General features: G+C 58.7%; 21 protein-coding genes and 1 pseudogene. 10 read left to right on the forward strand and 12 right to left on the reverse strand.

What is annotated here, in order from left to right:
- Window positions 1–10: 10 nt before the first annotated feature.
- Window positions 11–289, forward strand: a complete 279-nt coding sequence (gene rpsT / locus KW848_RS16755; RefSeq protein ID WP_008154937.1) for a 30S ribosomal protein S20 — start codon at window positions 11–13, stop codon at window positions 287–289.
- 198 nt (window positions 290–487) lie between these two features.
- Here the strand turns inward: rpsT and KW848_RS16760 are convergent, their stop codons facing one another.
- The 5 genes from KW848_RS16760 to rplU all read right to left on the reverse strand — a co-directional run bounded on the left by KW848_RS16760 (window position 488) and on the right by rplU (window position 4,263).
- Complete coding sequence (locus KW848_RS16760) at window positions 488–952, reverse strand: CreA family protein (protein WP_008154938.1); 465 nt, start codon at window positions 950–952, stop codon at window positions 488–490.
- Window positions 953–964: 12 nt separating this feature from the next.
- A complete protein-coding gene (gene proB, locus KW848_RS16765; protein ID WP_111451100.1) occupies window positions 965–2,083 on the reverse strand; it encodes a glutamate 5-kinase in 1,119 nt (372 codons plus the stop codon).
- A gap of 137 nt (window positions 2,084–2,220) precedes the next feature.
- Complete coding sequence (cgtA, locus tag KW848_RS16770; protein WP_111451101.1) at window positions 2,221–3,444, reverse strand: Obg family GTPase CgtA; 1,224 nt, start codon at window positions 3,442–3,444, stop codon at window positions 2,221–2,223.
- A 194-nt stretch (window positions 3,445–3,638) separates the two neighbouring features.
- A complete protein-coding gene (gene rpmA / locus KW848_RS16775; RefSeq protein ID WP_017340859.1) occupies window positions 3,639–3,914 on the reverse strand; it encodes a 50S ribosomal protein L27 in 276 nt (91 codons plus the stop codon).
- A 34-nt stretch (window positions 3,915–3,948) separates the two neighbouring features.
- Window positions 3,949–4,263 (reverse strand): 50S ribosomal protein L21, encoded by a 315-nt coding sequence (rplU, locus tag KW848_RS16780; RefSeq protein WP_003176051.1) that lies wholly within the window; start codon window positions 4,261–4,263, stop codon window positions 3,949–3,951.
- Between the two features lie 240 nt (window positions 4,264–4,503).
- Between rplU and KW848_RS16785 the strand changes: the two genes are divergently transcribed.
- The 3 genes from KW848_RS16785 to KW848_RS16795 all read left to right on the forward strand — a co-directional run bounded on the left by KW848_RS16785 (window position 4,504) and on the right by KW848_RS16795 (window position 6,459).
- Complete coding sequence (locus KW848_RS16785) at window positions 4,504–5,472, forward strand: polyprenyl synthetase family protein (RefSeq protein ID WP_033054288.1); 969 nt, start codon at window positions 4,504–4,506, stop codon at window positions 5,470–5,472.
- Between the two features lie 181 nt (window positions 5,473–5,653).
- Window positions 5,654–5,995: a zinc ribbon domain-containing protein YjdM gene (locus tag KW848_RS16790; RefSeq protein WP_008154270.1), complete on the forward strand. Its 342-nt coding sequence runs from the start codon at window positions 5,654–5,656 to the stop codon at window positions 5,993–5,995.
- A 206-nt stretch (window positions 5,996–6,201) separates the two neighbouring features.
- Window positions 6,202–6,459, forward strand: a complete 258-nt coding sequence (locus tag KW848_RS16795) for a hypothetical protein (protein WP_018925879.1) — start codon at window positions 6,202–6,204, stop codon at window positions 6,457–6,459.
- A 134-nt stretch (window positions 6,460–6,593) separates the two neighbouring features.
- Here the strand turns inward: KW848_RS16795 and KW848_RS16800 are convergent, their stop codons facing one another.
- The 3 genes from KW848_RS16800 to KW848_RS16810 form a co-directional block, all read right to left on the reverse strand.
- Window positions 6,594–7,211, reverse strand: coding sequence for an FKBP-type peptidyl-prolyl cis-trans isomerase (locus KW848_RS16800; protein ID WP_008154266.1), 618 nt, complete (start codon window positions 7,209–7,211; stop codon window positions 6,594–6,596).
- A 121-nt stretch (window positions 7,212–7,332) separates the two neighbouring features.
- Complete coding sequence (locus KW848_RS16805; protein WP_192410861.1) at window positions 7,333–7,632, reverse strand: DUF6482 family protein; 300 nt, start codon at window positions 7,630–7,632, stop codon at window positions 7,333–7,335.
- Window positions 7,633–7,835: 203 nt separating this feature from the next.
- Window positions 7,836–8,324 (reverse strand): TIGR00645 family protein, encoded by a 489-nt coding sequence (locus KW848_RS16810; RefSeq protein ID WP_033054284.1) that lies wholly within the window; start codon window positions 8,322–8,324, stop codon window positions 7,836–7,838.
- 159 nt (window positions 8,325–8,483) lie between these two features.
- Here KW848_RS16810 and KW848_RS16815 point away from each other — a divergent pair, with 159 nt between their 5' ends.
- On the forward strand, window positions 8,484–10,313 hold the full coding sequence (locus tag KW848_RS16815; RefSeq protein ID WP_218537510.1) for a hypothetical protein: 1,830 nt from the start codon (window positions 8,484–8,486) through the stop codon (window positions 10,311–10,313).
- 5 nt (window positions 10,314–10,318) lie between these two features.
- Here the strand turns inward: KW848_RS16815 and KW848_RS16820 are convergent, their stop codons facing one another.
- Entirely contained in the window at window positions 10,319–10,660 is a 342-nt protein-coding gene (locus KW848_RS16820) for a hypothetical protein (protein ID WP_008154258.1), read from the reverse strand.
- A gap of 318 nt (window positions 10,661–10,978) precedes the next feature.
- A complete protein-coding gene (locus tag KW848_RS16825) occupies window positions 10,979–13,417 on the reverse strand; it encodes a Lon protease family protein (RefSeq protein WP_008154256.1) in 2,439 nt (812 codons plus the stop codon).
- A gap of 276 nt (window positions 13,418–13,693) precedes the next feature.
- Between KW848_RS16825 and KW848_RS16830 the strand changes: the two genes are divergently transcribed.
- The 4 genes from KW848_RS16830 to KW848_RS16845 all read left to right on the forward strand — a co-directional run bounded on the left by KW848_RS16830 (window position 13,694) and on the right by KW848_RS16845 (window position 17,276).
- The gene (locus KW848_RS16830) at window positions 13,694–14,182 is read left to right on the forward strand and encodes a DUF3015 domain-containing protein (protein ID WP_218537511.1); all 489 of its coding nucleotides are present in this window, start codon (window positions 13,694–13,696) and stop codon (window positions 14,180–14,182) included.
- Between the two features lie 104 nt (window positions 14,183–14,286).
- Window positions 14,287–16,140: a DUF4105 domain-containing protein gene (locus KW848_RS16835; RefSeq protein ID WP_218537512.1), complete on the forward strand. Its 1,854-nt coding sequence runs from the start codon at window positions 14,287–14,289 to the stop codon at window positions 16,138–16,140.
- Window positions 16,141–16,354: 214 nt separating this feature from the next.
- Window positions 16,355–16,711 (forward strand): hypothetical protein, encoded by a 357-nt coding sequence (locus KW848_RS16840; RefSeq protein WP_218537513.1) that lies wholly within the window; start codon window positions 16,355–16,357, stop codon window positions 16,709–16,711.
- 70 nt (window positions 16,712–16,781) lie between these two features.
- The gene (locus tag KW848_RS16845; RefSeq protein ID WP_218537514.1) at window positions 16,782–17,276 is read left to right on the forward strand and encodes a GreA/GreB family elongation factor; all 495 of its coding nucleotides are present in this window, start codon (window positions 16,782–16,784) and stop codon (window positions 17,274–17,276) included.
- On the opposite strand, the pseudogene KW848_RS16850 reads toward KW848_RS16845, so the two are convergent.
- Together KW848_RS16850 and ettA are read right to left on the reverse strand one after the other, a co-directional pair.
- Window positions 17,273–18,064, reverse strand: a pseudogene (locus KW848_RS16850) (glutamate dehydrogenase); the annotation flags it as partial. The gene KW848_RS16845 and the pseudogene KW848_RS16850 overlap by 4 nt on opposite strands.
- 217 nt (window positions 18,065–18,281) lie before the next feature.
- Window positions 18,282–19,946: an energy-dependent translational throttle protein EttA gene (gene ettA / locus KW848_RS16855; protein WP_111451107.1), complete on the reverse strand. Its 1,665-nt coding sequence runs from the start codon at window positions 19,944–19,946 to the stop codon at window positions 18,282–18,284.
- A 283-nt stretch (window positions 19,947–20,229) separates the two neighbouring features.
- Here ettA and KW848_RS16860 point away from each other — a divergent pair, with 283 nt between their 5' ends.
- Window positions 20,230–24,078 carry a bifunctional diguanylate cyclase/phosphodiesterase gene (locus KW848_RS16860; protein ID WP_218537515.1) on the forward strand — a complete coding sequence of 1,283 codons (3,849 nt, stop codon included), beginning with the start codon at window positions 20,230–20,232 and terminating at the stop codon, window positions 24,076–24,078.
- Window positions 24,079–24,160: the final 82 nt, after the last annotated feature.

The following is a 24,160-nucleotide window of genomic DNA, read 5'->3' on the forward strand; positions in this document are numbered from 1 at the left end:
GAGCTCGACGGTGGCCAACACACCTTCCGCCAAAAAACGTGCAAAACAGGCTGAGAAGCGTCGCAGCCACAACGCCAGCCTGCGTTCCATGGTTCGTACCTACATCAAGAATGTAGTTAAAGCCATCGACGCAAAAGACGCTGAAAAAGCTCAAGCTGCTTACGTTCTGGCCGTGCCAGTTATCGACCGTATGGCCGATAAAGGCATCATCCACAAGAACAAGGCTGCTCGTCATAAGAGCCGCCTGAACGGTCACGTCAAGGCTCTGAACCTTGCTGTTGCCGCATAAGCGATAAGCTTGTTAAAAAACCGACCCTAGGGTCGGTTTTTTATTGCCTGCGATTTAATAAATCTGCACAAAAAAATGTGGGAGCGGGCTTGCTCGCGAAGGCGGTGTAACAGTCAACGATGATGTTGAATGTCATGGCCTCTTCGCGAGCAAGTCGAAACGTCGCACCGCCGCTCCCACATTTCGATTTGTGTCAGATTACTGGGCGCTCGCCCACGGCAGGATTGGGATGGCGGTGACCGCATTCTGCGGACTGCCTTCGATCACACGATCGCTATAGACCAGGTACACCAGCGTATTGCGCTTCTTGTCGAGGAATCGCACCACCTGCATGGTCTTGAACACCAGCGACGTGCGCTCCTTGAATACCTCGTCACCATCCTTCAACTCGCCTTTGAAGCGGATCGGCCCGACCTGACGACAAGCGATAGACGCTTCCGCACGATCTTCAGCCAATCCCAAACCACCCTTCACGCCACCTGTCTTGGCTCGCGACAGGTAGCAAGTCACACCCTCAACCTTTGGATCATCAAACGCTTCGACGACGATGCGGTCGTTCGGACCGACAAACTTGAACACCGTCGACACCTGACCAATCTCCTCGGCCGAGGCCAGCAGCGGCATCGCCAACAGCAGACCCAACAATCCTTTTGCCACGCGCATTCAGGTATTCCCTCAGACCAGGATCAGGTTATCGCGATGAACCAGTTCCGGCTCCGCCATGTAACCCAACAGACCGACAATCGCCTCAGACGACTGACCGATGATTTTTTGTGCTTCCAGCGCGCTGTAGTTGGCCAGGCCTCGGGCGATTTCACGACCATCCGGCGCCACGCAAACCACCATCTCGCCACGACGGAAGCTGCCCTGGACCCGCTTGACACCCACAGGCAGCAAACTTTTGTTGCCTTTTGACAGCGCCATCACCGCACCAGCATCCAGCACGAGCGTGCCGCGGGTTTGCAGGTGCCCGGCCAGCCATTGCTTGCGCGCCGCCAACAGGCCGCGCTCAGGCGACAGCAAGGTGCCGATGCGCTCACCTGCCTTGAGACGATCCAGCACACGATCAATACGCCCACCGACGATGATGGTATGCGCACCGGAGCGAGCCGCCAGCCGCGCAGCACGCAATTTGGTCTGCATGCCGCCACGACCCAGCGCCCCACCCGTACCGCCCGCCACCGCATCCAGCGCCGGATCATCAGCGCGTGCTTCGTAAATCAGATTGGCGTCAGGGTTGTTGCGCGGATCGGCGTCGAACATGCCATCGCGATCGGTAAGGATCACCAGCAAGTCAGCTTCGACAAGGTTGGCTACCAGCGCCGCCAGGGTGTCGTTGTCACCGAAACGGATTTCGTCAGTGACCACGGTGTCGTTCTCGTTGATCACCGGAATAACTTTCAGCTCGACCAGCGCGCGCAAGGTGCTGCGGGCATTCAGGTAGCGCTTGCGGTCGGACAAGTCGTCATGGGTCAGGAGAATCTGCGCGGTATGTCGGCCATGCTCGGCAAAGCTCGACTCCCAGGCCTGCACCAACCCCATCTGACCGATGGCGGCAGCGGCCTGCAACTCGTGCATCGCACTGGGTCGTACGGTCCAGCCCAAGCGGCTCATGCCGGCCGCCACCGCCCCGGAGGACACCAGCACCAGCTCGACGCCTGCCTCATGCAAAGCCACCATCTGCTCGACCCAAACACTCATTGCCGCGCGATCCAGGCCCTTGCCGTCCGCTGTCAGCAAAGCGCTGCCGATCTTCACGACCCAACGCTGCGCACCTGTCACCTTGCTCCGCATCATCTTCAACCTTAGCTTGAGGGCAGCGCGACCTGGCACTGCCCGTAACATTATTCGTGGTTATTCGTGACCAACTATCGATTTCCAGATACTAAAACGCCGCTCTAGAGAGCGGCGTTTAAGTTTATCGCAACGAATCAGTCACGCACGTAAATGATTTCCGGACCGTCTTCGTCATCCACATCTTCTTCGTCCCAATCATCGTCACCGATGTCGTGGACCGACTTCACGCCGCTACGGCGCAGGGCACGCTGGTCATCCAGGGCCTGCAGCTGAGCACGGGCTTCGTCTTCGATGCGCTGATCGAGTTCGGCCAACTCTTCTTTGTACGCCGGATCGGCAGCCAGACGATCGGCACGATCTTCCAGATAACGCATGATGTCGTGGCACAGACGCTCGGTACCCAACTTAGAGATCGCAGAGATCACATAGACAGGACCGGTCCACTCCAGGCGATCTACGATTTCCTTGACGCGCTCGTCGTGCTCTTCCTCAAGAATCTGGTCGCACTTGTTCAGCACCAACCAACGATCACGTTCAGCCAGGGACGGGCTGAACTTGGTCAGTTCGCTGACGATCACTTCTGCAGCATCCGGAGCACTGGTGTCATCCAGCGGCGCCATGTCCACGAGGTGCAGCAACAGACGGGTACGCGACAAGTGCTTGAGGAAGCGAATCCCCAGGCCTGCGCCGTCGGAAGCACCTTCGATCAGGCCCGGAATATCCGCGACCACGAAGCTTTTCCAGCGATCGACACTGACCACACCCAGATTCGGCACCAGCGTCGTGAACGGGTAGTCGGCGACTTTCGGCTTGGCGGCCGATACAGCGCGGATCAGGGTACTTTTACCGGCGTTCGGCAAGCCCAGCAGGCCGACGTCAGCCAACACCTTCATTTCCAGCTTCAGGTCACGCGCCTCACCCGGTTTACCCGGAGTGGTCTGGCGCGGAGCACGATTAGTACTGGATTTGAAACGGGTGTTACCCAGACCGTGCCAGCCGCCATGTGCCACCAGCAGACGCTGGCCAGCCTTGGTCAGGTCGCCAATCACTTCCTGAGTCGCGGAGTCGATAACGGTCGTACCGACCGGAACACGCAGCACCAGCTCTTCACCTTTCTTGCCGGTGCAGTCAGTGCTGCCGCCGTTGGAACCACGCTCGGCATCAAAGTGCCGGGTGTAACGGTAGTCCACCAGGGTGTTGAGGTTTTCGTCGGCGATCATGTAGACCGAGCCGCCATCACCACCATCACCGCCGTTCGGGCCGCCGTTTTCAATGAATTTTTCGCGACGGAAGCTCATGCAACCGTTGCCGCCGTCACCGGCCTTTACTCGAATCGATACTTCATCAACAAACTTCATAACAAAACGCCTCTCGTCATACGGACGAGCCGAAAAACACTAAGACATAAGACTCTTGCAAAAATGAGCGCAGCGACCTCAATCAACGACCGCAAATCCAGCGCTGGAGCCCATCACAAACAGCTTTGCAAGAGACTCACCCCACAAACGAAAAAGCCCCGTCGCGAGACAGGGCTTTTCCAGCAACTACGCAATTATGCCGCGACGACTTCAGTCTTCGGGACAATGCTTACGTAACGACGACCGAAGGCGCCCTTTACTTCGAACTTGATCACGCCGTCGATTTTAGCGAACAGAGTGTGATCTTTACCCATGCCAACACCGTAACCGGCGTGGAATTGGGTGCCGCGCTGACGCACGATGATGTTGCCCGGAATGATAACCTGGCCGCCATACATCTTCACGCCAAGGCGTTTGGCTTCTGAGTCGCGACCGTTACGGGTACTACCACCAGCTTTTTTGTGTGCCATGAGTCAATTCTCCTAGTGAGGAATTAGGCTGAAATTAAGCCTGAATACCGGTGATTTTGATCTCGGTGTACCACTGGCGGTGGCCCATACGCTTCATGTGGTGCTTACGACGACGGAACTTGATGATGCGGACTTTATCGTGACGACCTTGGGAGATCACTTCAGCCACAACGGTAGCGCCAGCAACAACTGGAGCGCCGATGTTCACGTCATCGCCATTGGCGACCAACAGAACGCGATCAAAAGTAACGGATTCGCCGGTAGCGATTTCCAGTTTTTCGATCTTCAGGTATTCACCTGGGGCGACCTTGTATTGCTTGCCACCAGTAACAATTACTGCGTACGACATGGTATTTCTCCGATAATCCTGCTCACCCAGCTCTTTATAAGAAGAGGTATTGGCTGGCATGGCTGCATTGGGCTGGAAGGCCTGTTTGCAATTGCGTAAGGCAGGTGCTGCCCAGGAAGTTCAGGGTGCGCGATTGTACGCAAGCTGCCAGGGCGATGCAAGAGGCCGTCCATCGTACCTTGACACCCGCCGACGTGGGTCCTAGCATGCCGCGCAACCCTTCTGGAGCAACTGTCGCTGATGCAACCCCAAGCTTTCTACCGCGCGGTGGCGGACGATTTTAGCGCCGTCGACGGCATCATCAAGAAGCAGCTGACTTCCCGAGTGCCGCTGGTATCGAAAATCGGCGATTACATTACCTCGGCTGGCGGTAAACGCCTGCGCCCCCTATTGGTTTTGCTGTGTGGCAAGGCGCTGGGGCGCGAAGGCGATGACCTGCGCCTGCTGGCGGCGACCATCGAGTTCCTGCACACCGCAACCCTGCTGCATGACGACGTGGTCGACATGTCCGGCATGCGCCGTGGCCGCTCGACCGCCAACGCCATGTGGGGCAACGCCCCTAGCGTGCTGGTGGGCGACTTCCTGTATTCGCGGTCCTTCGAAATGATGGTCGAGCTGGGCTCCATGCCGGTGATGAAAATCCTTTCGCAAGCCACGCGCATCATCGCCGAAGGCGAAGTGTTGCAGCTGTCGAAGGTTCGTGACGCCAGCACCACCGAAGAAACCTACATGGAAGTCATCCGCGGCAAGACTGCGATGCTCTTCGAGGCCTCGACACACAGTGCTGCAGCGCTGTGCGAAGCGACATCGGAACAGTCGGAAGCCCTGCGTACATTTGGCGATCACCTGGGCGTGGCGTTCCAATTGGTCGACGACCTGCTGGACTACAAAGGCGACGCCGAAACCCTGGGCAAGAACGTCGGTGACGACCTGGCTGAAGGCAAACCGACCCTGCCGCTGATCTACACCATGCGCGAAGGCACGCCGGAGCAGGCTGCCCTGGTGCGCAAGGCGATCCAGAAAGGCGGCATCGAAGACCTGGAAAGCATCCGCGAAGCCGTGGAAGCCTCAGGTTCGCTGGATTACACCGCGCAACTGGCCCGTGACTACGTGGCCCGAGCGATCAAATGCCTCGATGCGCTGCCTGCCAGCGAATACCGCGATGCTCTGGTCGAGTTGAGTGAATTTGCGGTCGCCCGCACGCACTGATTCATCCCCTGTGGGAGCGGGCTTGCTCGCGAAGGCGGCGTAACAGTCGACATCAATGTTGAATGTTAGTCAGCCTTCGCGAGCAAGCCCGCTCCCACAGGTTATTTAGCGCCACGCCCTCTTCCGCCTAAAACCCTATATAATGTGCGCTTTTTAGCGATCCTCAATCCAAGGAGCTTTAGTGAGCACGTTGCCACCCTGCCCAAAATGCAATTCCGAATACACCTACGAAGACGGCGCCCAGTTGATCTGCCCTGAGTGCGCCCACGAGTGGTCCGCCAGCGGCGAAGCCGAAGCAGTGTCCGATGACACCGTGAAAAAGGATTCGGTCGGCAACGTCCTGCAGGACGGCGACACCATCACCGTGATCAAGGACCTCAAGGTCAAAGGCACGTCGCTGGTGGTCAAGGTCGGCACCAAGGTCAAGAACATCCGCCTGTGCGATGGTGATCACGACATCGACTGCAAGATCGACGGCATCGGCCCGATGAAGCTCAAATCCGAGTTCGTCAGAAAAGTCTGAGCCTGCCGTATTCCATCCCGCGTCCTGCGTGGGATGGTGCTTCACCCTCCCCCGCTTCGCCCAACAATCCCTCGCAATAGCCAAACGCCAGCCGTTTTGACCTTACGCAACCTTTATCCCTAAAAAAACCCAAACCGCCAATAGGTCCTTGCTATTTAATGAATAGGAATTATTCTCATTGAAGCCCATCAAAGGAGATGAGACCCATGACTTATTTGATCGATGCCTGGCTGGACCGCCCACACCCTTACCTCAGGATCCTGCATCGGGAAACCGGGGAAGTCTGTGCGGTGCTTGAAGAAGAAGCCTTGAACGAGCTGCAGGATCAGGGGGATCTGGACGTCAACGGCTTGAGTTCCAGCGAGCCGGTGGTGCTCAAGGAACTGGTGCGCAATCTGTTTCTGTTCTGCTATGCCCGGGCATTGCGCCCGTCTCATGATCTCAATACAAAGTTCGAGGTATGAAGATCACTGCAAAAACTGTGGGAGCGAGCCTGCTCGCGAAGGCTGACTAGCATTCAACACTTCTGTCGATTGTTATGCCGCTATCGCGAGCAGGCTCGCTCCCACATTAGCCCGATGTGATATCGAGCCAGGTATTACAGAACGTCGAGCAGCTCGACGTCGAATACCAGTACGCTGTGCGGCGGAATGCTGCCAACGCCTTGAGCGCCGTAAGCCAGTTCGCTCGGCACGTACAGACGCCATTTGCTGCCGGCGTTCATCAGTTGCAGGGCTTCGGTCCAGCCAGCGATCACGCCGCCAACCGGGAATTCTGCAGGCTGACCACGATCGTAGGAGCTGTCGAACACAGTGCCGTCGATCAGGGTGCCGTGGTAGTGAGTGCGCACTTGATCTTCACGGGTTGGCTTGGCGCCTTCACCTTGAGTCAGCACTTCGAATTGCAGGCCGGAAGCCAGGGTGGTGATGCCATCACGCTTGGCGTTTTCAGCCAGGAATGCCAGGCCTTCGCCAGCAGCGGCTTCAGCTTTGGCTGCTGCTTCAGCTTGCATGATTTCGCGAATGACCTTGAAGCTCGCGGACATTTCTTCCTGACCTACACGGCTTTCCTTGCCGGCGAAAGCGTCGGTCAGACCTGCCAGGATCGCGTCCAGGTTAACGCCCGGTGGCGGGTTGTCGCGCAGTTGATCGCCCAGCTGACGGCCAATACCGTAGCTGACGCGGGTTTCGTCGGTGGACAGATTTACTTCGGACATGACACTGCTCCGCTGTGCGGACGCCCCTGGAACTAGCCGTGCGTACACAGCGCGTCCCGGAGCGCCCGGAACCAAAAGGGCCAGCAGACTAGCACAGATGCTATCGCGTTGATGAGGGGCGTCAGTGGTGCCACGCAATCGGTACCTTCAGGCTCACCTCGGAGCTGGCACCGAGCCCACACATCTCGTCATGAACCGAAACATGTACAAGGTTGAACGGCAAGCTGGGAAAGGCATGAAGCACTTCACGGGCATGCTCGACCGAACGCAAATGAAACATCTGGCCATGGGCATCGCTCAACGGGTACGCCGCGCCATGCATCCGCGCTTCCAACAGGTAGATCCCACCTTCCATTGAAATCAGGTTGAGCTCATCGATCTTCCCGGCGATGGCATAAGCATTCAACTCTTTCAGGTCCATGAACACACCTCACGCAATGGCGAGCCAAGATCATTACAGGCATAGGCCTCGGCGCATCAAAGTACAAGCCACAAACGACACCGCCCGTCTGTTTCGCAACCCTGTGGGAGCGTGGCTTGCCCGCGATGGCATCACCGCGGTTTATCGTTTGACCGAGTTGATGCCATCGCGGGCAAGCCACGCTCCCACAAAAGAGGCTGAAATCAGTGCTTGGTCAGCTTATCCAGATAACCCATGGCAAACGCCGAAATCACGAAGGTCATGTGGATAATCACGTACCACTTCAAATGCTCGGGATCGACGTTCTTGGCGTCCATGAAAATCCGCAGCAGGTGGATGGAAGAAATGGCCACGATGGAAGCGGCCACCTTCATCTTCAATGAAGAGGAATCCATGGTGCCCAGCCAGTTGAGCTTTTCCTTGTCGTCGTCGATGTCCAGTTGGGAAACGAAGTTCTCGTAACCGGAAATCATCACCATCACCAGCAAACCGCCTACCAGCGCCATGTCGATCAGTGACAGCAGCACCAGAATCAGATCCGACTCGGCCATCGAGAACACGTTAGGGATGACGTGGAACACTTCCTGGAAGAATTTCAGCGCCAGGGCCAGCAGCCCAAGGGACAGACCGAAGTAGATCGGCGCCAGCAGCCAGCGGCTGGCGTACATTGCATTTTCGATAAAGCGTTCCATCAAATCTCACACAAGGCCTGGAAATGGCCGCGAGTATAACAGCCGCCTGTCACACCCAGAAACCGTTGGGAAATCCGCAACCTGCGCGTGTGTGACAAGGTTTTTCTGCTAGTGTCCAAAGGATTGACAGCTCAGCGACATCGGACAGGAAGACGGGAAATGGATGTGCGATTGCCTTTGACGAGCGCCGGCATTTGCCTGGCTTTGCTGATGAGCGCCTGCTCACCCAGCGATGAGAAGCGCCAGGTCAGCCTCGAGGAAAAGACGGCGCAGTTCGAGAAGTCTCTGGATGCGATTCAGGACCCGAAACTCAAGGATGCCGTGGCTGAACTCGGCGGCTCACTGTTGCTGCTTGAGCGTGCCCAGCTCAAGCTCGACAGCAAACCGGTGGAAACAGAATATGGCGAAGACGCCCTCGCCGTCCTCAAGCACTACCCCACTCCACAAGCCTTGGTCGACACCTACATCAACGGCCTGTTCGTGCTGCATAAAGATTCCGGTTCCGACTACCTTACCGACCTGCAACCGGTGTTCCCCTTCAACTTCAACATTCCGGTCGCGTTTCTCTTTCCTCATAGTCTTGAATGGCAATCGGTGACTTTGAGCAACAAACGCGTCATCCCGTTTCAGCCGGAATGGTCAGAAACCGATCCTGGAATTCAACTGAGCCCATCGAGTTCAAACCTGACCAACCCCGACGACCTGACGGTGACCTACCCCTTCATCGATGGCCTGGATGTTGAAAACAAGAACCAGCCACAACCGGTGAGCCTGCAAGGCAAGGTGGAAGTCATCGCGCCGCGCCGGCTCTACAGCTTCGACCTGACGAAAAAGGACGTTGGCCAGACTCGCACCAACGACAACCTCAGCGTCACCCTGCTGAACCTTGCAAACAACTACGCCGAAATCGAATTCAACAACAGCGCGCCACTGGCCCCCGAGGTCAGCGAAACACCGCTGAACCCGCTGATCGTCCAGGCCAAGGACAGCACCGGGCAATTTCTCTCGCGCTCAGGCTCGATCAACGAAACCTCCGCACAAATAGCCTTCTATCAAAAGCAACTGGCGAAAATGCAACAGCAGAAAGCCTGGAGCGAGAGCTTCGAGAAACAGATCGAAGAAGAACAGCGCGCCTTTGAGAAGCAACAGAGCCACCATTATTCCAAGGTGTACTTCAACGGGCCGATCGAAACGCTTGAGGTCAGCGTGCTGGACTTTTCAACCGCCACGGTGACCCGCAAGGACCTGAACCTGCCGGTACGTCGCTTCGACCCACACACCACGCAAAAGACCATCCAGCCACTGACGCTGCCGGTGGTGGTGTACGACGACCAGGCCCCGATCTGGCTCAAGGGCGCCACACTGGGCGAGGAACAACTGAAAAAAAGCGTCCGCATCAGTCAGTCGGTCGAAGACCTCAGCGCTGCGCGCATCGAGTTCGATCACCCCAGAAGCTTCAATGACGAGCTGCTCGGCACCTCCTTCACCCCCGGCGAAAGCCCGGTCAGTTTCTTTACCGAGGACAGTAACGGCAAGCGTGATGAGCCGATCGAATTGCCGCCTGAGGCTTACCAGGTCGATCCCTTGCGCGGCATCATCACCTACGACTTGAACCTCTTTCCGGAAACGCCGGCTTATGCGGTGGGCTCCATGCCGCTGTTTCTCGCCACCATCGAAAAGAAAACCATCGACGCCCACCAGTTGCCCAAAGGCCTGGCGTTTAAAGGCAATGCGCTGGTGATTGATCTGAAGCTGTTTCCCGCCCAGGACTGGCGTTTCTTCGCCAAGGACGACAGCGGCAATTATCTGAAGGAGATTCTTTCGGTCAGCCACGATGCGAGCGCAGAAGGCCCCGCATTATTGGGGGTGCATTACTTCTACGGGCAGCCAACCCGTCTGGAAACCTATCAACGAACCGATCTCTCCACCGTGCAATATGGCTTCGAGGTCAAACTCGACAAGGCGGACACGTCCAGCCTTGCTCAATAGCCTGTTCAGTGCTCGGGCCGAAACTCGAAACCTCCAGTGTTGCGGCAGCGGCCACCATTGATTTCGCGCAGCTGAGCTTGCAGGTGCAGGCACCAGATTTGCGGATCATCGGCCAGTTCATAGCCGTGCAAGGTGAGACTTTCAACGATGGTGTCGAGAATCGACTCAGCCACAAAGGGGCCATGAAACGGGCCCTGGGCTTTAATGGCAGAAGGTTGTTCGCCAGCCATTCCGGCGGCGAAGAGTAAGGTCCACATGCCCGTATCCCCCGCCAATGGGCGGATGGCACACTCGATACGGGTCACAAGGCCCAGGCATTGACGGGTGAGGCAGAGGTTGCGCGACATGGCGGCGACCCTCGGTAGATCCGGTATTCAGCCCCCACGGGAGGGCTGTCTCGATCCAGTGATTACTGTCGATATCCTTGACCTGAGAATAGAGGAAAAGTCTGACTAGCACGTCAAGTGAGACCAGAAGGCGCCGAATGGTCATTGTGTGAATATTGACGCCAGACTGATGACACTTTTTTGAGTACGACGCCGTTAGACATGTGGGAGCGGGCTTGCTCGCGAATGCGGTGGGTCAGCCAACATATCTGTTGAATGAAAACCATATTCGCGAGCAAGCCCGCTCCCACAGGGGGTTGAGGAGACCTCAGGTTTGTGTCAGGCCGGTTTGGCCTCGACCAGTGCTTCCTGTGCAGCTTCTTTCTCGGCTTCCTTGAGGTCTTCTTCGCTGATCATTTCTGCGATGACCCGCAAGCGTTCCACCACTCGCGCGTTAACGCTGCCTTCAGGGAACTGGCCATCAGCGTCCGGCGCACCGGCCGGCTCGCCGACCAACAGGCTCAGGGCTTCATCAGCCTGGCGCACGGCGTAGACGTGGAACTGCCCCGCGCGCACCGCCGTCAGCACTTTCTCGTCGAGCATCAGCGTGGCAACGTTGGCGTGGGGAATGATTGCGCCCTGCTCACCGGTCAGCCCGCGCGCTTCGCAGAGTCGGAAGAAGCCTTCGATCTTCTCGTTGACCCCACCCACCGCCTGCACTTCACCGAACTGGTTGATCGAACCGGTGATCGCAAAGCACTGCTTGAGCGGGGTTTTCGACAGCGCCGAAATCAGCGTGCAAGCCTCGCCCAACGATGCACTATCACCATCGACGTAACCGTAGGATTGCTCAAGGGCGATACTCGCGGAAATCGCCAGCGGGAATTCCTGAGCGTAACGACTGCCCAGATACCCCGTGAGGATCATCACGCCTTTGGAGTGAATCGGCTGACCGAGGTTAACCTCGCGCTCGATGTCGACGATGCCGCTACCGCCCGGATAGACGGTTGCGGAGATCCGCGCCGGTATACCGAACGCCGAGTCACCGACCTCCAGCACTGTCAGCCCGTTGCACTTGCCGACCGCCGCGCCAGCGGTGTCGATCAGGATGATTCCTGCCAGCATGTCATCGAGAATCCGCGCCGAGACGCGCCCGGTACGCGTGGCCTTGGCCTTGAGCGCACGTTCGATGTGCCCGGCGTCGGTCATTTCGTCACTGGCCAGTTGGCGAATGAAATCCGCCTCGCTGACCAGTTGGAACAGATCACCGATCCGCGCCGACAAACGCCCCTGGTGCTCAGCCAGGCGAGCACTGTAAGTCGCCAGACGCGCCACCGCATCGGCGGTCAGCGGCGCCATGCCTTCTTCGGAAGTGCGGGTCTTGAGCAACTGGGCGAACTGCTCCAGGCTCTCGTCGACCATCGGGATGTCTTCGTCGAAGTCCACCAGGACGCGGAACATCTCCTGGAAGTCCGGATCGAGGTCCTGCAGCGTGTAGTAGAGCTGTCGGGCGCCGATGATGACCACTTTGACCTGCAACGGAATATGTTGCGGAGTCAGGGTCACGGTGGCGAAACGGCCCATCTCGCCCAGCGGCGATTCCATTTTCAGTTTGCGCGATTGCAGCGCGCGTTTGAGCGCATCCCACACGAACGGCTCGCTGAGCATTTTTTCCGCTTCAAGAATCAGGAAGCCGCCGTTGGCGCGGTGCAGCGCACCCGGACGCAACTGTCGATACGTGGTGTAGAGCGCGCCTTGATCGGTGGTGTACTCGATGCGGCCGAACAGGTTTTCGTACGTCGGGTGCGGCTCAAAGACCACTGGCGCACCGCCGCTGAACGGATGGCCGACCACCAGGCTCGGCGCGTATTGCTCTTCCAGCAGCTTGCGGGCGATGGCGTCTGTCTTGCTGTCGTCCACCAGTTGCTCGACCACGGTCTTGAGCAGGTACACCTGCATCGCTTGCAGGTAACCGCAGACCGCCGCGTTTTCCGCATATTTCTCCGATAACGGAGAAAGCAATGGCTGCAAGGCCAGGGTGATGGTTTCTTCGTTGAGCTGGCGCAGTAGATTGCTCGACTCACGCTTCCATTGCGGCAGGCTGGCGAGTTCTTCGTTCAGCCGCTCTTCCAGCCATGCAATGTCGTCGTGAAAACGCTCGCGATCGGCTTCCGGCAACTGGGCAAATTCGGCCTCGTCCACGGCCTTGCCTTCGCTCATCGGTGTGAAGGCGATATTGGTGCTGTCGCGGTACAGCGCAACGTCCTTCTCCAGCGCCAGGCGCTCGATCACGTCCAGCGCCTTGTCGTAACGCTGGTTGAAGGCGCGGTCGATGGCGCTTTTCTTTTGCTGGTAGGACGGGTGCTCGAACACGGCCGGAAAAGTCGCCAGCAGGTTGTCGATCAAGCCGTTGATGTCATCGATAAAGGCGCCGGCGGTGCCCGACGGCAACTCCAGTGCGCGAGGCTCGCGAGGATCATCGAAATTGTTGACGTAGACCCAGTCCGCCGGGGTCTGCAGGCGTTTGCCTTCGGCTTTCAGGTAGCGTTTGACGAACGAAAACCGGCCGGTGCCGGGCTCGCCCATGACGAATACGTTGTAACCGGGGCGTGGCATTGCCACACCGAACTGCAAGGCTTCGACCGCACGTTCCTGGCCAAGCACACCGCGGAAGGGCTCCAAATCATTGGTGGTAGAGAAGCTGAACTGTTCAGCGGAAAACGGACGGGTCAGCGCTTCAGGCGCTAGACGCAAGCTGGCAGCAACAGGATCAGGCATCGGGCTTCCTTACATCAGGCGGGGCAGATAGCGGCATTCTGGCGCTGCCCATACCTCACTTGCAAGGCGCGCCTCTAGCCAAAGCATAGACAAAGCGGTATCGCCAAGCGGGCCGGGTCTAAATCAATGTTTTCAACGAATGTTTCGCAAAAAATCACGGAACCCCAGGAACGTGCCTAAACTCCAAACTGCGCGGCTGGAACAATAACCGGCCCACTGGCGCCAGATCGGGCCAGACCCCTTGTCCATTGGTATGCACATAAAGAGAACAAAGCTATGAAACGGATTCTTCTCGGTACTCTCTTCACCGTTGTATCCCTCAATGCCATGGCTCAGGCGCCAGGCGGCCCGGATTGCGGTTGGGGCAACATGCTGTTCGAAGGTCAGCGTGGCACCCCGGCTCACTTCCTGGCATCCACCACCAACGGCACTTCCGGCAACGCAACGTTCGGTATGACCTCGGGTACCAACGGTTGCTCGACCAATGCGTCGCTGACCTATGGCGGCAAATCCTGGATTGCCATGAATGGCATGATGAACGAGCTGTCCGAAGACATGGCTAAAGGTCAGGGCGAAGCGCTGACCACTTACGCTGTGGTACTGGGCGTGGCGCCGGAAGACCGTGCGCATTTCGCTGCTGTCACTCATGAGCACTTCCAGCAGATCTTCAGCAAGGCTGACGTGACCGCTGACGACGTGCATACCAACACCCTGGCCGTTCTGAAGAGCGATCCGCGTCTGGCCAAGTACGCCACTCAAGCTTAAGCTCGACCCGCCCGCTCCTTTTCGGGGCGGGTTTTATTTTTTGAACCTGGCCCTTTTGGCCTGCCCCTTTGGGTCTTTGTTTCTTCCGACTTAAGTTGCCCACTATGCTCAAACGCCTTGCCTGGCTGGCGCTCTGTGTCTGCGGCCCGCTGTCTGCCACGCCCAAAATCGACAATCAACGTTTGCAGCAACTGGCCAATGATCCCTTCTGGATTTCCCTGGGTCACTACGAAACCGCCAAACTCGGCGGCTGGCGCAGCTACGTCAGCGACAAGAAATTCTTCCTCGCCGCCGACGGCAATGAACATCCCGACCGCGAGCTGGCGGCGACCGTGCAAGCGCTGTACGCCCCGGCCAGTGCTGGCGAGAAACATGCGCAATGCGTCTACCCGGCCCGCACCCGCTGGCTCAAGGCACAGCTCAACCTGACCGATCTGCCGACGCTTCCCTGTACTGAATTCAAGCAATGGTTCAAGGATGTTTCGCCCCACAGTGCGGTGATGATTTTCCCGGCGGCGTATCTGAACAGTCCGTCATCGATGTTCGGCCACACGTTGCTGCGTATCGACCAGGCCAATGTGCAGAGCGATCAAACCGCCCTGCTCAGTTATGCAATCAACTTCGGCGCGTACATCGAGGGTTCGGACAACAGCATCCTGTATGCCTGGAAAGGCTTGATGGGCGGCTATCCCGGCTTGTTTGCCCTGGTGCCCTATCAAGAAAAACTCTCGGAGTACCGCAGCCTCGAGAATCGCGATCTGTGGGAGTACCGCCTCAATCTGACCCAGGCAGAAACCGAACGCATGGTCGAGCACGTCTGGGAGCTCAAGCAGATCCAGTTCGACTATTTTTTCTTCGACGAAAACTGCTCTTATCGCCTGCTGGAATTGCTGCAAGTCGCCCGTCCGAGCCTGCGACTGACCGAACAATTCCCGCTCACCGCAATTCCTACCGACACCGTCAAAGCGGTGAAAGAAGCAGGACTGGTGGAATCCATTCAGTATCGACCGTCTCGCGAACGTGAACTGCTGAGCCGCGCCGAACCATTGACCACTGAAGAACAGGATTGGGTGCTGAAAGTCAGTGCCGACCAGAAGCAACTGCAAGACCCGGCGTTCAAGGCTCAACCCAAGGATCGTCAGGCGCTGATCATCGACGCCGCCTACCGCCTGGAGCGCTACCGAGCCAACGGCCAAGAGCGTGATCCGCAACGGGCCCAGCGCAGTTTCGAACTGCTGCGGGCGATCAACCAGAACCCGGCACCGGAACTGGACATCCCGCAACCCGGCCTGCCTGAAGATGGCCATGAATCGCGTACCTGGCAGGCCGGTATCGGCACTCGAGGCGACAAGGCGTTTGGCGAGTATGGCTTGCGCATGGCGTATCACGACCTCAACGACAACGCCGAGAGCTTCCCCCTCGGCGCGCAAATTGAAATCCTGCAAATGAAACTGCGCCAGTACGAAGGCAATCACTGGCAGTTGCAGCAATTGGACCTGGCGACCATCCGTTCCCTGACCCCCCGCAATGAATTGCTGCAGCCACTCTCGTGGCAAGTTACCGGCGGCCTGGAGCGCGTGCCGGGTAAGCATGACGACGAAACCCTGGTCAGCCACGTCAATGGAGGCGGCGGCGGGACCTGGCAACTGGGCGACGACATGCTCGGCTTTGCATTGGGCACCGTGCGCCTTGAACACAACAACGACTTTGCCGGTTTCATCGCGCCAGCGGCGGGCTTCAACAGCGGTGTGCTGTGGAAAAATCCGCTGGGCAACTTCAGCCTGGAAGCCAAGGGCGACTTCTTCACCAATGGCGAAGTGCGCCGTAGCGTGAGTCTGAATCAGCAGTGGGAATTGTCGCGCAACCTGGGTTTACGCCTGAGTGCCCAGCGCGATTTCAGCCACCTGGCTTCGCCCGAGAACGAAGTGATGCTTGAGATGAAGTGGTATCACTATTGACCTGACACACCACCATCCCTGTGGGAGCGGGCTTGCTCGCGAAGGCGGTGTGTCAGTTGGCATAAGTGTCGACTGGCACACCGCCTTCGCGAGCAAGCCCGCTCCCACATTTGATTTGCGTTGCCCAATAGATTTTTCACACCCCTTCCACAATTGCCTCACGAATCCACTCCTAGACTTCTCTTATAGGCCGTTGACGGTCTGGGAGTCTGAGATGTGGCGTTGCGTGGGTGTGGTGGGTTTGCTGATATTGATCGCGGGTTGCCAGACGACCCACGAGGATCTGATCGCCAAGGGTTATCCACCGGCATTCGCCGATGGCTTCGATGACGGTTGCAGCAGTGGCCGGCAAGCGGCAGGGGCAATCACCGGAGAGTTTCGTAAAAACGTTCCGCGTTACCTCAAGGACAAGCAATACGCCGAGGGCTGGAGCGATGGCTTCCGTCAGTGTCAGGCGATGCGCGAAAGCGAGGACCGTGAGGATTATCGCAGCCACCATTGGGGCGAGCGCGAAAAAGCCTGGCAGCAGCAGAAGGATCAGGACGCCGCTCGTGCTTTTCGCTCGCAATAAGTCGCTGACAGATATCTGTCGAAACTAAAAGCCTGCGACCATGGCCCAAACCCTATAACGGGAGAAAACCATGAGTCGCGCCTTCGTCAATGAAGATAACGCCGCCGCGCAAGCCGATCAGCCCGTCGAACGGCAGGTCAGTGCGCAGCCCAATTACGTCACGCCCACGGGGCTGGCCCAGTTGCAGGTGAAAGTCGCCGAATTGCAACACCTGCACAGCGAGCAATCCGCCAAAGGGGAGCACGCCGACAAGCAGCGCCTGGCGGACCTTGAACGGGATTTGCGGTATTTCAAGCAGCGTCTGCAAAGCGCTCAGGTCGTGACCGCCGCCAACTCAAGGCAAAAAGTGCAGATCGGCAGCCGTGTGACCTTCGCCGACGAACACAACACCGAGCAAACCGTGCAACTGGTCGGTGAAGATCAGGCCGACGCGTCGGCGGGCCTGATTAACTGGGGTTCACCGCTGGGCCGGGCGCTGCTCGGGGCGCAACTCGGCGACGAGGTGCTGTGGCAACGTCCGGCTGGCGATCAGTTGATCGAGATCATCCGTATCGAACCGGCTTAAACCACGCCTTGGGCGAGCATCGCGTCGGCAACTTTGACGAAGCCGGCGATGTTCGCGCCTTTGACGTAATTGATCCGGCCATTCTCTTCGCCGTAATGCACGCAAGCGTGGTGGATCGACTGCATGATCGCGTGAAGTTTGCTGTCCACTTCACCACCGGTCCACAGCGGGCGCATGGCGTTCTGCAACATCTCCAGCCCGCTCACCGCGACACCACCGGCATTGAAAGCCTTGCCTGGCGCGAACAGAATCCCCGCCTCGATAAACAAATCTACGGCTTCAAGAGTGGTCGGCATGTTCGCGCCTTCCGCCACGCAGAGGCAGCCGTTGCGCAATAACGTGCGGGCCGCCTCGGCATCCAGTTCGTTTTGTGTCGCACATGGCAGCGCGATGTCGCAACTCAGCGCCCATGGGTGCTGGCCGGCCTTGAACTCCAGGCCAAAACGGCCGGCCAGTTCACTGATGCGCCCGCGCTGGACGTTTTTCAGCTCCAGTACCGCCAGCCACTGCTCTTCGGTCAAACCGCTTTCGCAGTACAGCGTGCCTTCGGAGTCGGACAACGAAATCACTTGGCCGCCCAGGTCCATGACCTTGCGCGCCGCGTATTGCGCGACGTTGCCGGAACCCGAAATGGCCACGCGCTTGCCTTCGACGGTTTCACCGCTGCGCTTGAGCATTTCTTCAGCGAAGTACACACAGCCGAAACCGGTGGCTTCCGGGCGAATCAGGCTGCCGCCATAGCTCGGACCCTTGCCGGTCAACACGCTGGTGAACTGGTTGCGCACCCGATTTGGGATTATCAGATCCAGGCTTGCACTGATTTGGGAATCGCCATCGCGAGCAGGCTCGCTCCCACAGTAGATCTCCATTGGATTGAAGATTTCGGCCCGGTTAAATCCCATGTGGGAGCGAGCCTGCTCGCGATAGCCGCGCTGCGCGTCTATCTGAAACCCCAAAAAAAACGGAGCCCCGAAGGCTCCGTTTTTTCATGCAACCAACCTGAAATCAGGCCAGTTTCTTGTGCCGTACACGGTGCGGCTGAGTCGCCGCTTCGCCCAGGCGTTTGCGGCGATCGGCTTCGTACTCGGTGTAGTTGCCTTCGAAGAACACCGCTTGCGAGTCGTCTTCGTACGCCAGGATGTGAGTCGCGACGCGGTCAAGGAACCACCGATCGTGAGAGATCACAATGGCAGCGCCCGGGAAGTCCAGCAGGGCTTCTTCCAGGGAACGCAGGGTTTCAACGTCGAGGTCGTTGGACGGTTCGTCGAGCAGCAGGACGTTGCCGCCCTCTTTCAGGGTCAGGGCCAGGTGCAAGCGACCGCGCTCACCACCGGACAGGTCCTTGACGAACTTCTGCTGATCGCCGCCCTTGAAGTTGAAGCGACCGACGTAGGTGCGCGACGGGATCTCGTAGTTGCCGATGCGGATCTGATCCGAACCGTCGGAGATTTGCTGGAACACAGTCTTGCTGCCGTCCAGGTCTTCGCGGCTCTGATCGACGCACGCCAGTTGCACGGTTTCGCCGACTTCGATGGTGCCCGAATCCGGTGTTTCCTTGCCCATCAGCATGCGGAACAGGGTCGATTTACCGGCACCGTTACCACCGATCACGCCAACGATGGCGCCTTTAGGCATGGAGAACGACAGGTTGTCGATCAGCACGCGATCGCCATACCCCTTGGAAACGTTCTTGAATTCGATGACCTTGTCGCCCAGGCGTGGACCGGCCGGGATGTAGATCTCGTTGGTTTCGCTGCGCTTCTGGAATTCCTGCGATTGCATTTCTTCGAAGCGTTGCAGACGAGCCTTGGATTTGGACTGGCGGGCCTTGGCGCCTTTGCGCACCCACTCCAGTTCTTCCTTCATGGCTTTTTCGTGGGCCGACTGCTGCTTGGATTCGGCAGCCAGACGATCGGACTTGGCTTCGAGCCAACCCGAATAGTTGCCCTCGTACGGGATACCGGCGCCGCGGTCGAGCTCGAGGATCCAGCCGGCAACGTTGTCCAGGAAGTAACGGTCGTGCGTGATCGCAACCACGGTGCCCGGGAAATCGTGCAGGAAGTGCTCCAGCCAGGCAACGGAATCGGCGTCCAGGTGGTTGGTCGGTTCGTCGAGCAGCAGCATGTCGGGGGCGGACAGCAGCAGGCGGCACAGGGCCACACGACGCTTCTCACCACCGGACAGGAATTCGACCTTGGCATCCCAGGCCGGCAGACGCAGCGCATCGGCGGCGACTTCCAGTTGGCGATCCAGGTTGTGACCGTCGCTGGCCTGCAGGATGGCTTCGAGCTTGGCCTGTTCGGCGGCCAGTTTGTCGAAGTCGGCATCTTCATCGGCGTAAGCCGCGTAGACCTCGTCCAGGCGAGCCTGGGCGTTCTTGATCACGCTGACCGCTTCCTCGACCACTTCACGCACGGTCTTGGTCGGGTCCAGGATCGGTTCTTGCGGCAGGTAGCCGATGTTCAGCTCTGGCATCGGACGGGCTTCGCCTTCGAACTCGGTGTCGACGCCCGCCATGATTTTCAACAGCGTGGACTTACCCGAACCGTTGAGGCCGAGCACGCCAATCTTGGCGCCAGGGAAGAACGACAGCGAAATGTTTTTCAGGATTTCCCGCTTCGGCGGAACAACTTTACCCAGCCGATGCATGGTGAATACGTATTGAGCCATGGAGAACCTAGGGTCAGTGAACGATGAATGATTGGGGCGCGGGCGATGCCCGTCCAGGTTGTGCGCGTCGACGATTGATAGCTACCAATGTTGCGCGCTGAAAAAACCTGATTCTAGGAGCTGGAACGCTCCCGCGTAACCGGCAAAGCTACCTGATTGACGGAAGGCAGTCCAGCCGAGCGGGACTGGCACTTTGCCACAAGTCAGGGCATGCTAGCCGCCCTCCGGGCGTCCGGCTTATAGTGCACGTCGCGCCAGTCCAGCCAAACCGCAGGATTACAGTTTGTCTAATGTCACCCCACCTTCTTCCGTGAGCGCACTCAATCCTGCGACCGGCTCACCCCTGCGTGGGTCCCTGAAGGGCGCGCTGGCGGCGCTCGCGCTGATGTTGCTCGCGCTGCTGTTTTGGCAATTGCTGGATCAGCTTCGCGAAACCCAGAAAAACCAGCGTCAGTACACCATCGACTACACCGCCGATCTGGCCTCGCAAGTCAGCCTGAACATGGCGCTCAACGCCCAGATCGCCCTCAACCTGCTACCGATCGTCGAACAACCGCAAAGCGCCGACGAACAGCAGGCGCTGTTTCGCAAACTGCAGAAATCCTTGCCCGACCTGCGTAGCCTCGCGTTGCTCAGCCCTTCCGGGAAAGTCCTCACCGACAGCGCCGACAACAGCGATGACGCCGACTACCTGAGCGAACTGGTTCGGCGCAGTCGCGCCCAGGCCCATTATTTCAGCAACGCCAATGACGGTTCGGTGGTGCATCTGCTGCTGCATCAAGCCAGCGGCAGCACCCGCGGCTACTGGGCTCTGCGCCTGACGCCGACATTTTTCTCTTCGCTGACCAATCAAAACGAAACTGGCATTCGCCCGCTGTGGGTGGTGGAAAACCGCGTCAATCACCAGATCATCAGCCGCGACGATGGGCAGCCCTCGGCCACGCCGGCGGTGATAACACCGGATGAGCTGGCCAACAGCGTGCTGACCGTGCCCCTGAGCAGCAGCGACTGGCAACTGCGCGGGTTGTTCGACCGGCAACGGGTGATCGAACACCTGCTGCCGGCGTTCATTGGCAAATGCCTTCTGGGCCTGGCCTTCTCGCTCCTGCCGTTTATCGCCCTGCTGAACATGCGCCGTCGCCAACGCCAGGTGCACGAAGGCCGTCGACGCTACCAGGATATTTTCGAAGGCACCGGCGTCGCCTTGTGCGTACTCGACGTGTCCGGGCTCAAAAGCGTCTTCGACAATGCTCAGCTGCACAGCAGCGAGCAACTGAAGGCCTGGCTCGAAACACCGCAACAGCGCCAGCACCTGCTGCAGGAATTGCGCATCACAGAAGTCAACCTGGTCGCCCTGCAACTGCTCAACGTCAACACCTGCGATCAAGCCTGGAAACTGCTGATCGACGGTAACCCGCAGGACGGCACCGCCATCGGCAATCAAGTGCTCGACGCAGTGCTCAACCAGCAGAAACAGCTTGAACTGGAAATCAAACTGCAAGACGCCAATGGCCGCGACCAGCACTTGTGGCTGGTGCTGCGTCTGCCGGAAGACCAGGACGACTATAAAGCGGTGATCCTGAGCATCACCGACATCACCAGTCGCAAGCTCGTCGAGCTGTCGCTGTTGGAGCGTGAAGGATTCTGGTCCGACGTGGTGCGCACCGTGCCGGACCATCTGTACGTGCAGGACGTGGTCAGCCAGCGAATGATTTTCAGCAACCACCACCTGGGCCAGACGCTCGGTTACAACCGTACCGAACTGCACCAGATGGGCGAGTATTTCTGGGAAATTCTGCTGCACCCCGAAGATGCCGACTTCTACCACCGCTCGCGCCAGACCCAGCGCCAGGCCGGTTACCGACAACTGATGCAATGCCAGCTGCGCTTCCGCCACCGGGACGGTAAATGGCGGCGCTTCGACATCCGCGAACAGGCGCTGGCGCGGGACAAGCACGATCAGGTCACGCGAATCATCGGCGTGGCCAAGGACATCACCGATCAGATTGAGGCCAGTGAGTCCCTGCGCGACAGCGAGCAGCGCTACCGGATGCTCGCCGAAAGCATCAGCGACGTGATTTTCTCAACCGACAGCAAGATGGCGCTCAACTACGTCAGCCCGTCGGTGCAAGCCGTGCTGGGCTACGACGCCGACTGGATTTTCCAGAACGGCTGGCAATCGACCATCGCCAACCCACAACAGCTGACCGGCATTTATCAACTGATGGACCGGGTCAGCAAAGCGCTGAATAAACCCGAGCAACTGGCGCTGTTGCGCAGCCAGGTGCAGACCCAACTGTTTTTGTTCGATTGCCTGCGGGCCGACGGGCGCAAGATTCCGATCGAACTGCGGCTGGTGCTGGTCTGGGACGAACACGGTGCATTCGAAGGCGTGCTGGGCGTCGGTCGCGACATCAGCCAGCAACGCCGGGCCGAAAAAGACCTGCGCATGGCCGCGACCGTATTTGAGCACTCGACTTCTGCGATCCTGATCACCGACCCGGCCGGCTACATCGTCCAGGCTAACGAAGCCTTCAGCCGTGTCAGCGGTTATGCGGTGGAACAGGTGCTCGACCAGTTGCCGAACATGCTGACCGTCGACGAGCAGCAGGAAGCCCATCTGCGTTATGTGCTCAAGCAATTGCATCAGCACAGCACGTGGGAAGGCGAAGTCTGGCTCAAACGACGCAATGGCGAGCATTACCCGGCCTGGGTCGGGATCACGGCGGTGCTGGATGACGAAGGCGATCTGGCCAGCTACGTGTGCTTCTTCAGCGACATCAGCGAACGCAAGGCCAGTGAGCAGCGGATTCACCGCCTCGCCTATTACGACGCCCTGACCCACCTGCCCAACCGCACGCTGTTCCAGGATCGTCTGCACTCGGCGCTGCAATCGGCCGAACGGCAGAAGTCCTGGGTGGTGCTGATGTTCCTCGACCTGGACCGCTTCAAACCGATCAACGACTCCCTGGGCCACGCCGCCGGTGATCGCATGCTCAAGGAAATGGCCACGCGCCTGCTCGGCTGTGTCGATGATGACGACACCGTGGCGCGCATGGGCGGCGATGAGTTCACCTTGCTGCTGCAACCGCGGGCCAACCGTGAAATTGCCTTGAACCGGGCGATTCATGTGGCCGAACAGATTCTCGCCAGCCTGGTGAAACCGTTTGTGCTTGAAGGCCGCGAGTTTTTCGTCACCGCCAGTATCGGCATCGCCCTGAGCCCTCAGGACGGTAACGAACTCAGCCAGCTGATGAAAAACGCCGACACCGCGATGTATCACGCCAAGGAGCGTGGCAAGAACAACTTCCAGTTCTATCAAGCCGACATGAACGCCAGCGCCCTGGAGCGTCTGGAGCTGGAAAGCGACTTGCGTCACGCCCTGGAGCAGAACGAATTCGTCCTCTACTACCAACCGCAGTTCAGCGGCGATGGCAAACGCCTGACCGGCGCCGAAGCCTTGCTGCGCTGGCGCCATCCGCGACGCGGCCTGGTGCCGCCGGGAGACTTCATTCCGGTGCTCGAAGAGCTCGGCCTGGTGGTGGATGTCGGCGACTGGGTGATCAGCGAGGCCTGCCGTCAGCTCAAGACCTGGCATCAGGCCAAGGTCCGGGTGCCGAAGGTGTCGGTGAACATTTCGGCCCGGCAGTTCTCCGACGGCCAACTCGGGACGCGGATCGCCACCATCCTCAAGGAAACCGGCCTGCCGCCGGCGTGCCTGGAACTGGAACTGACCGAAAGTATCCTGATGCGCGAAGTCAGCGAAGCGATGCAGATTCTCGCCGGGTTGAAAAATCTCGGCCTGAGCATTGCGGTCGACGACTTCGGCACCGGTTACTCATCGCTCAACTACCTCAAGCAGTTCCCGATCGACGTGCTGAAAATCGACCGCACATTCGTCGACGGCCTGCCGTCGGGTGAGCAGGATGCACAGATTGCCCGCGCGATCATCGCCATGGCCCACAGTCTCAATCTGGCGGTGATCGCCGAGGGCGTGGAAACCCACGAGCAACTCGACTTCCTGCGTGAGCATGGTTGCGACGAGGTTCAGGGGTATCTGTTCGGGCGGCCGATGCCGGCGAACCGGTTTGAAGCGCAGTTCAGCAATGATGCGTTGTTCATGTTCGACTGAGGCCTTGTGGTGTTGCGGGCGGCCCCTTCGCGAGCAAGCCCGCTCCCACATTTTGAAATGCACTCCCCTGTGGGAGCGGGCT

Source organism: Pseudomonas sp. PDM25, from assembly GCF_019219045.1.
Classification (GTDB): domain Bacteria; phylum Pseudomonadota; class Gammaproteobacteria; order Pseudomonadales; family Pseudomonadaceae; genus Aquipseudomonas.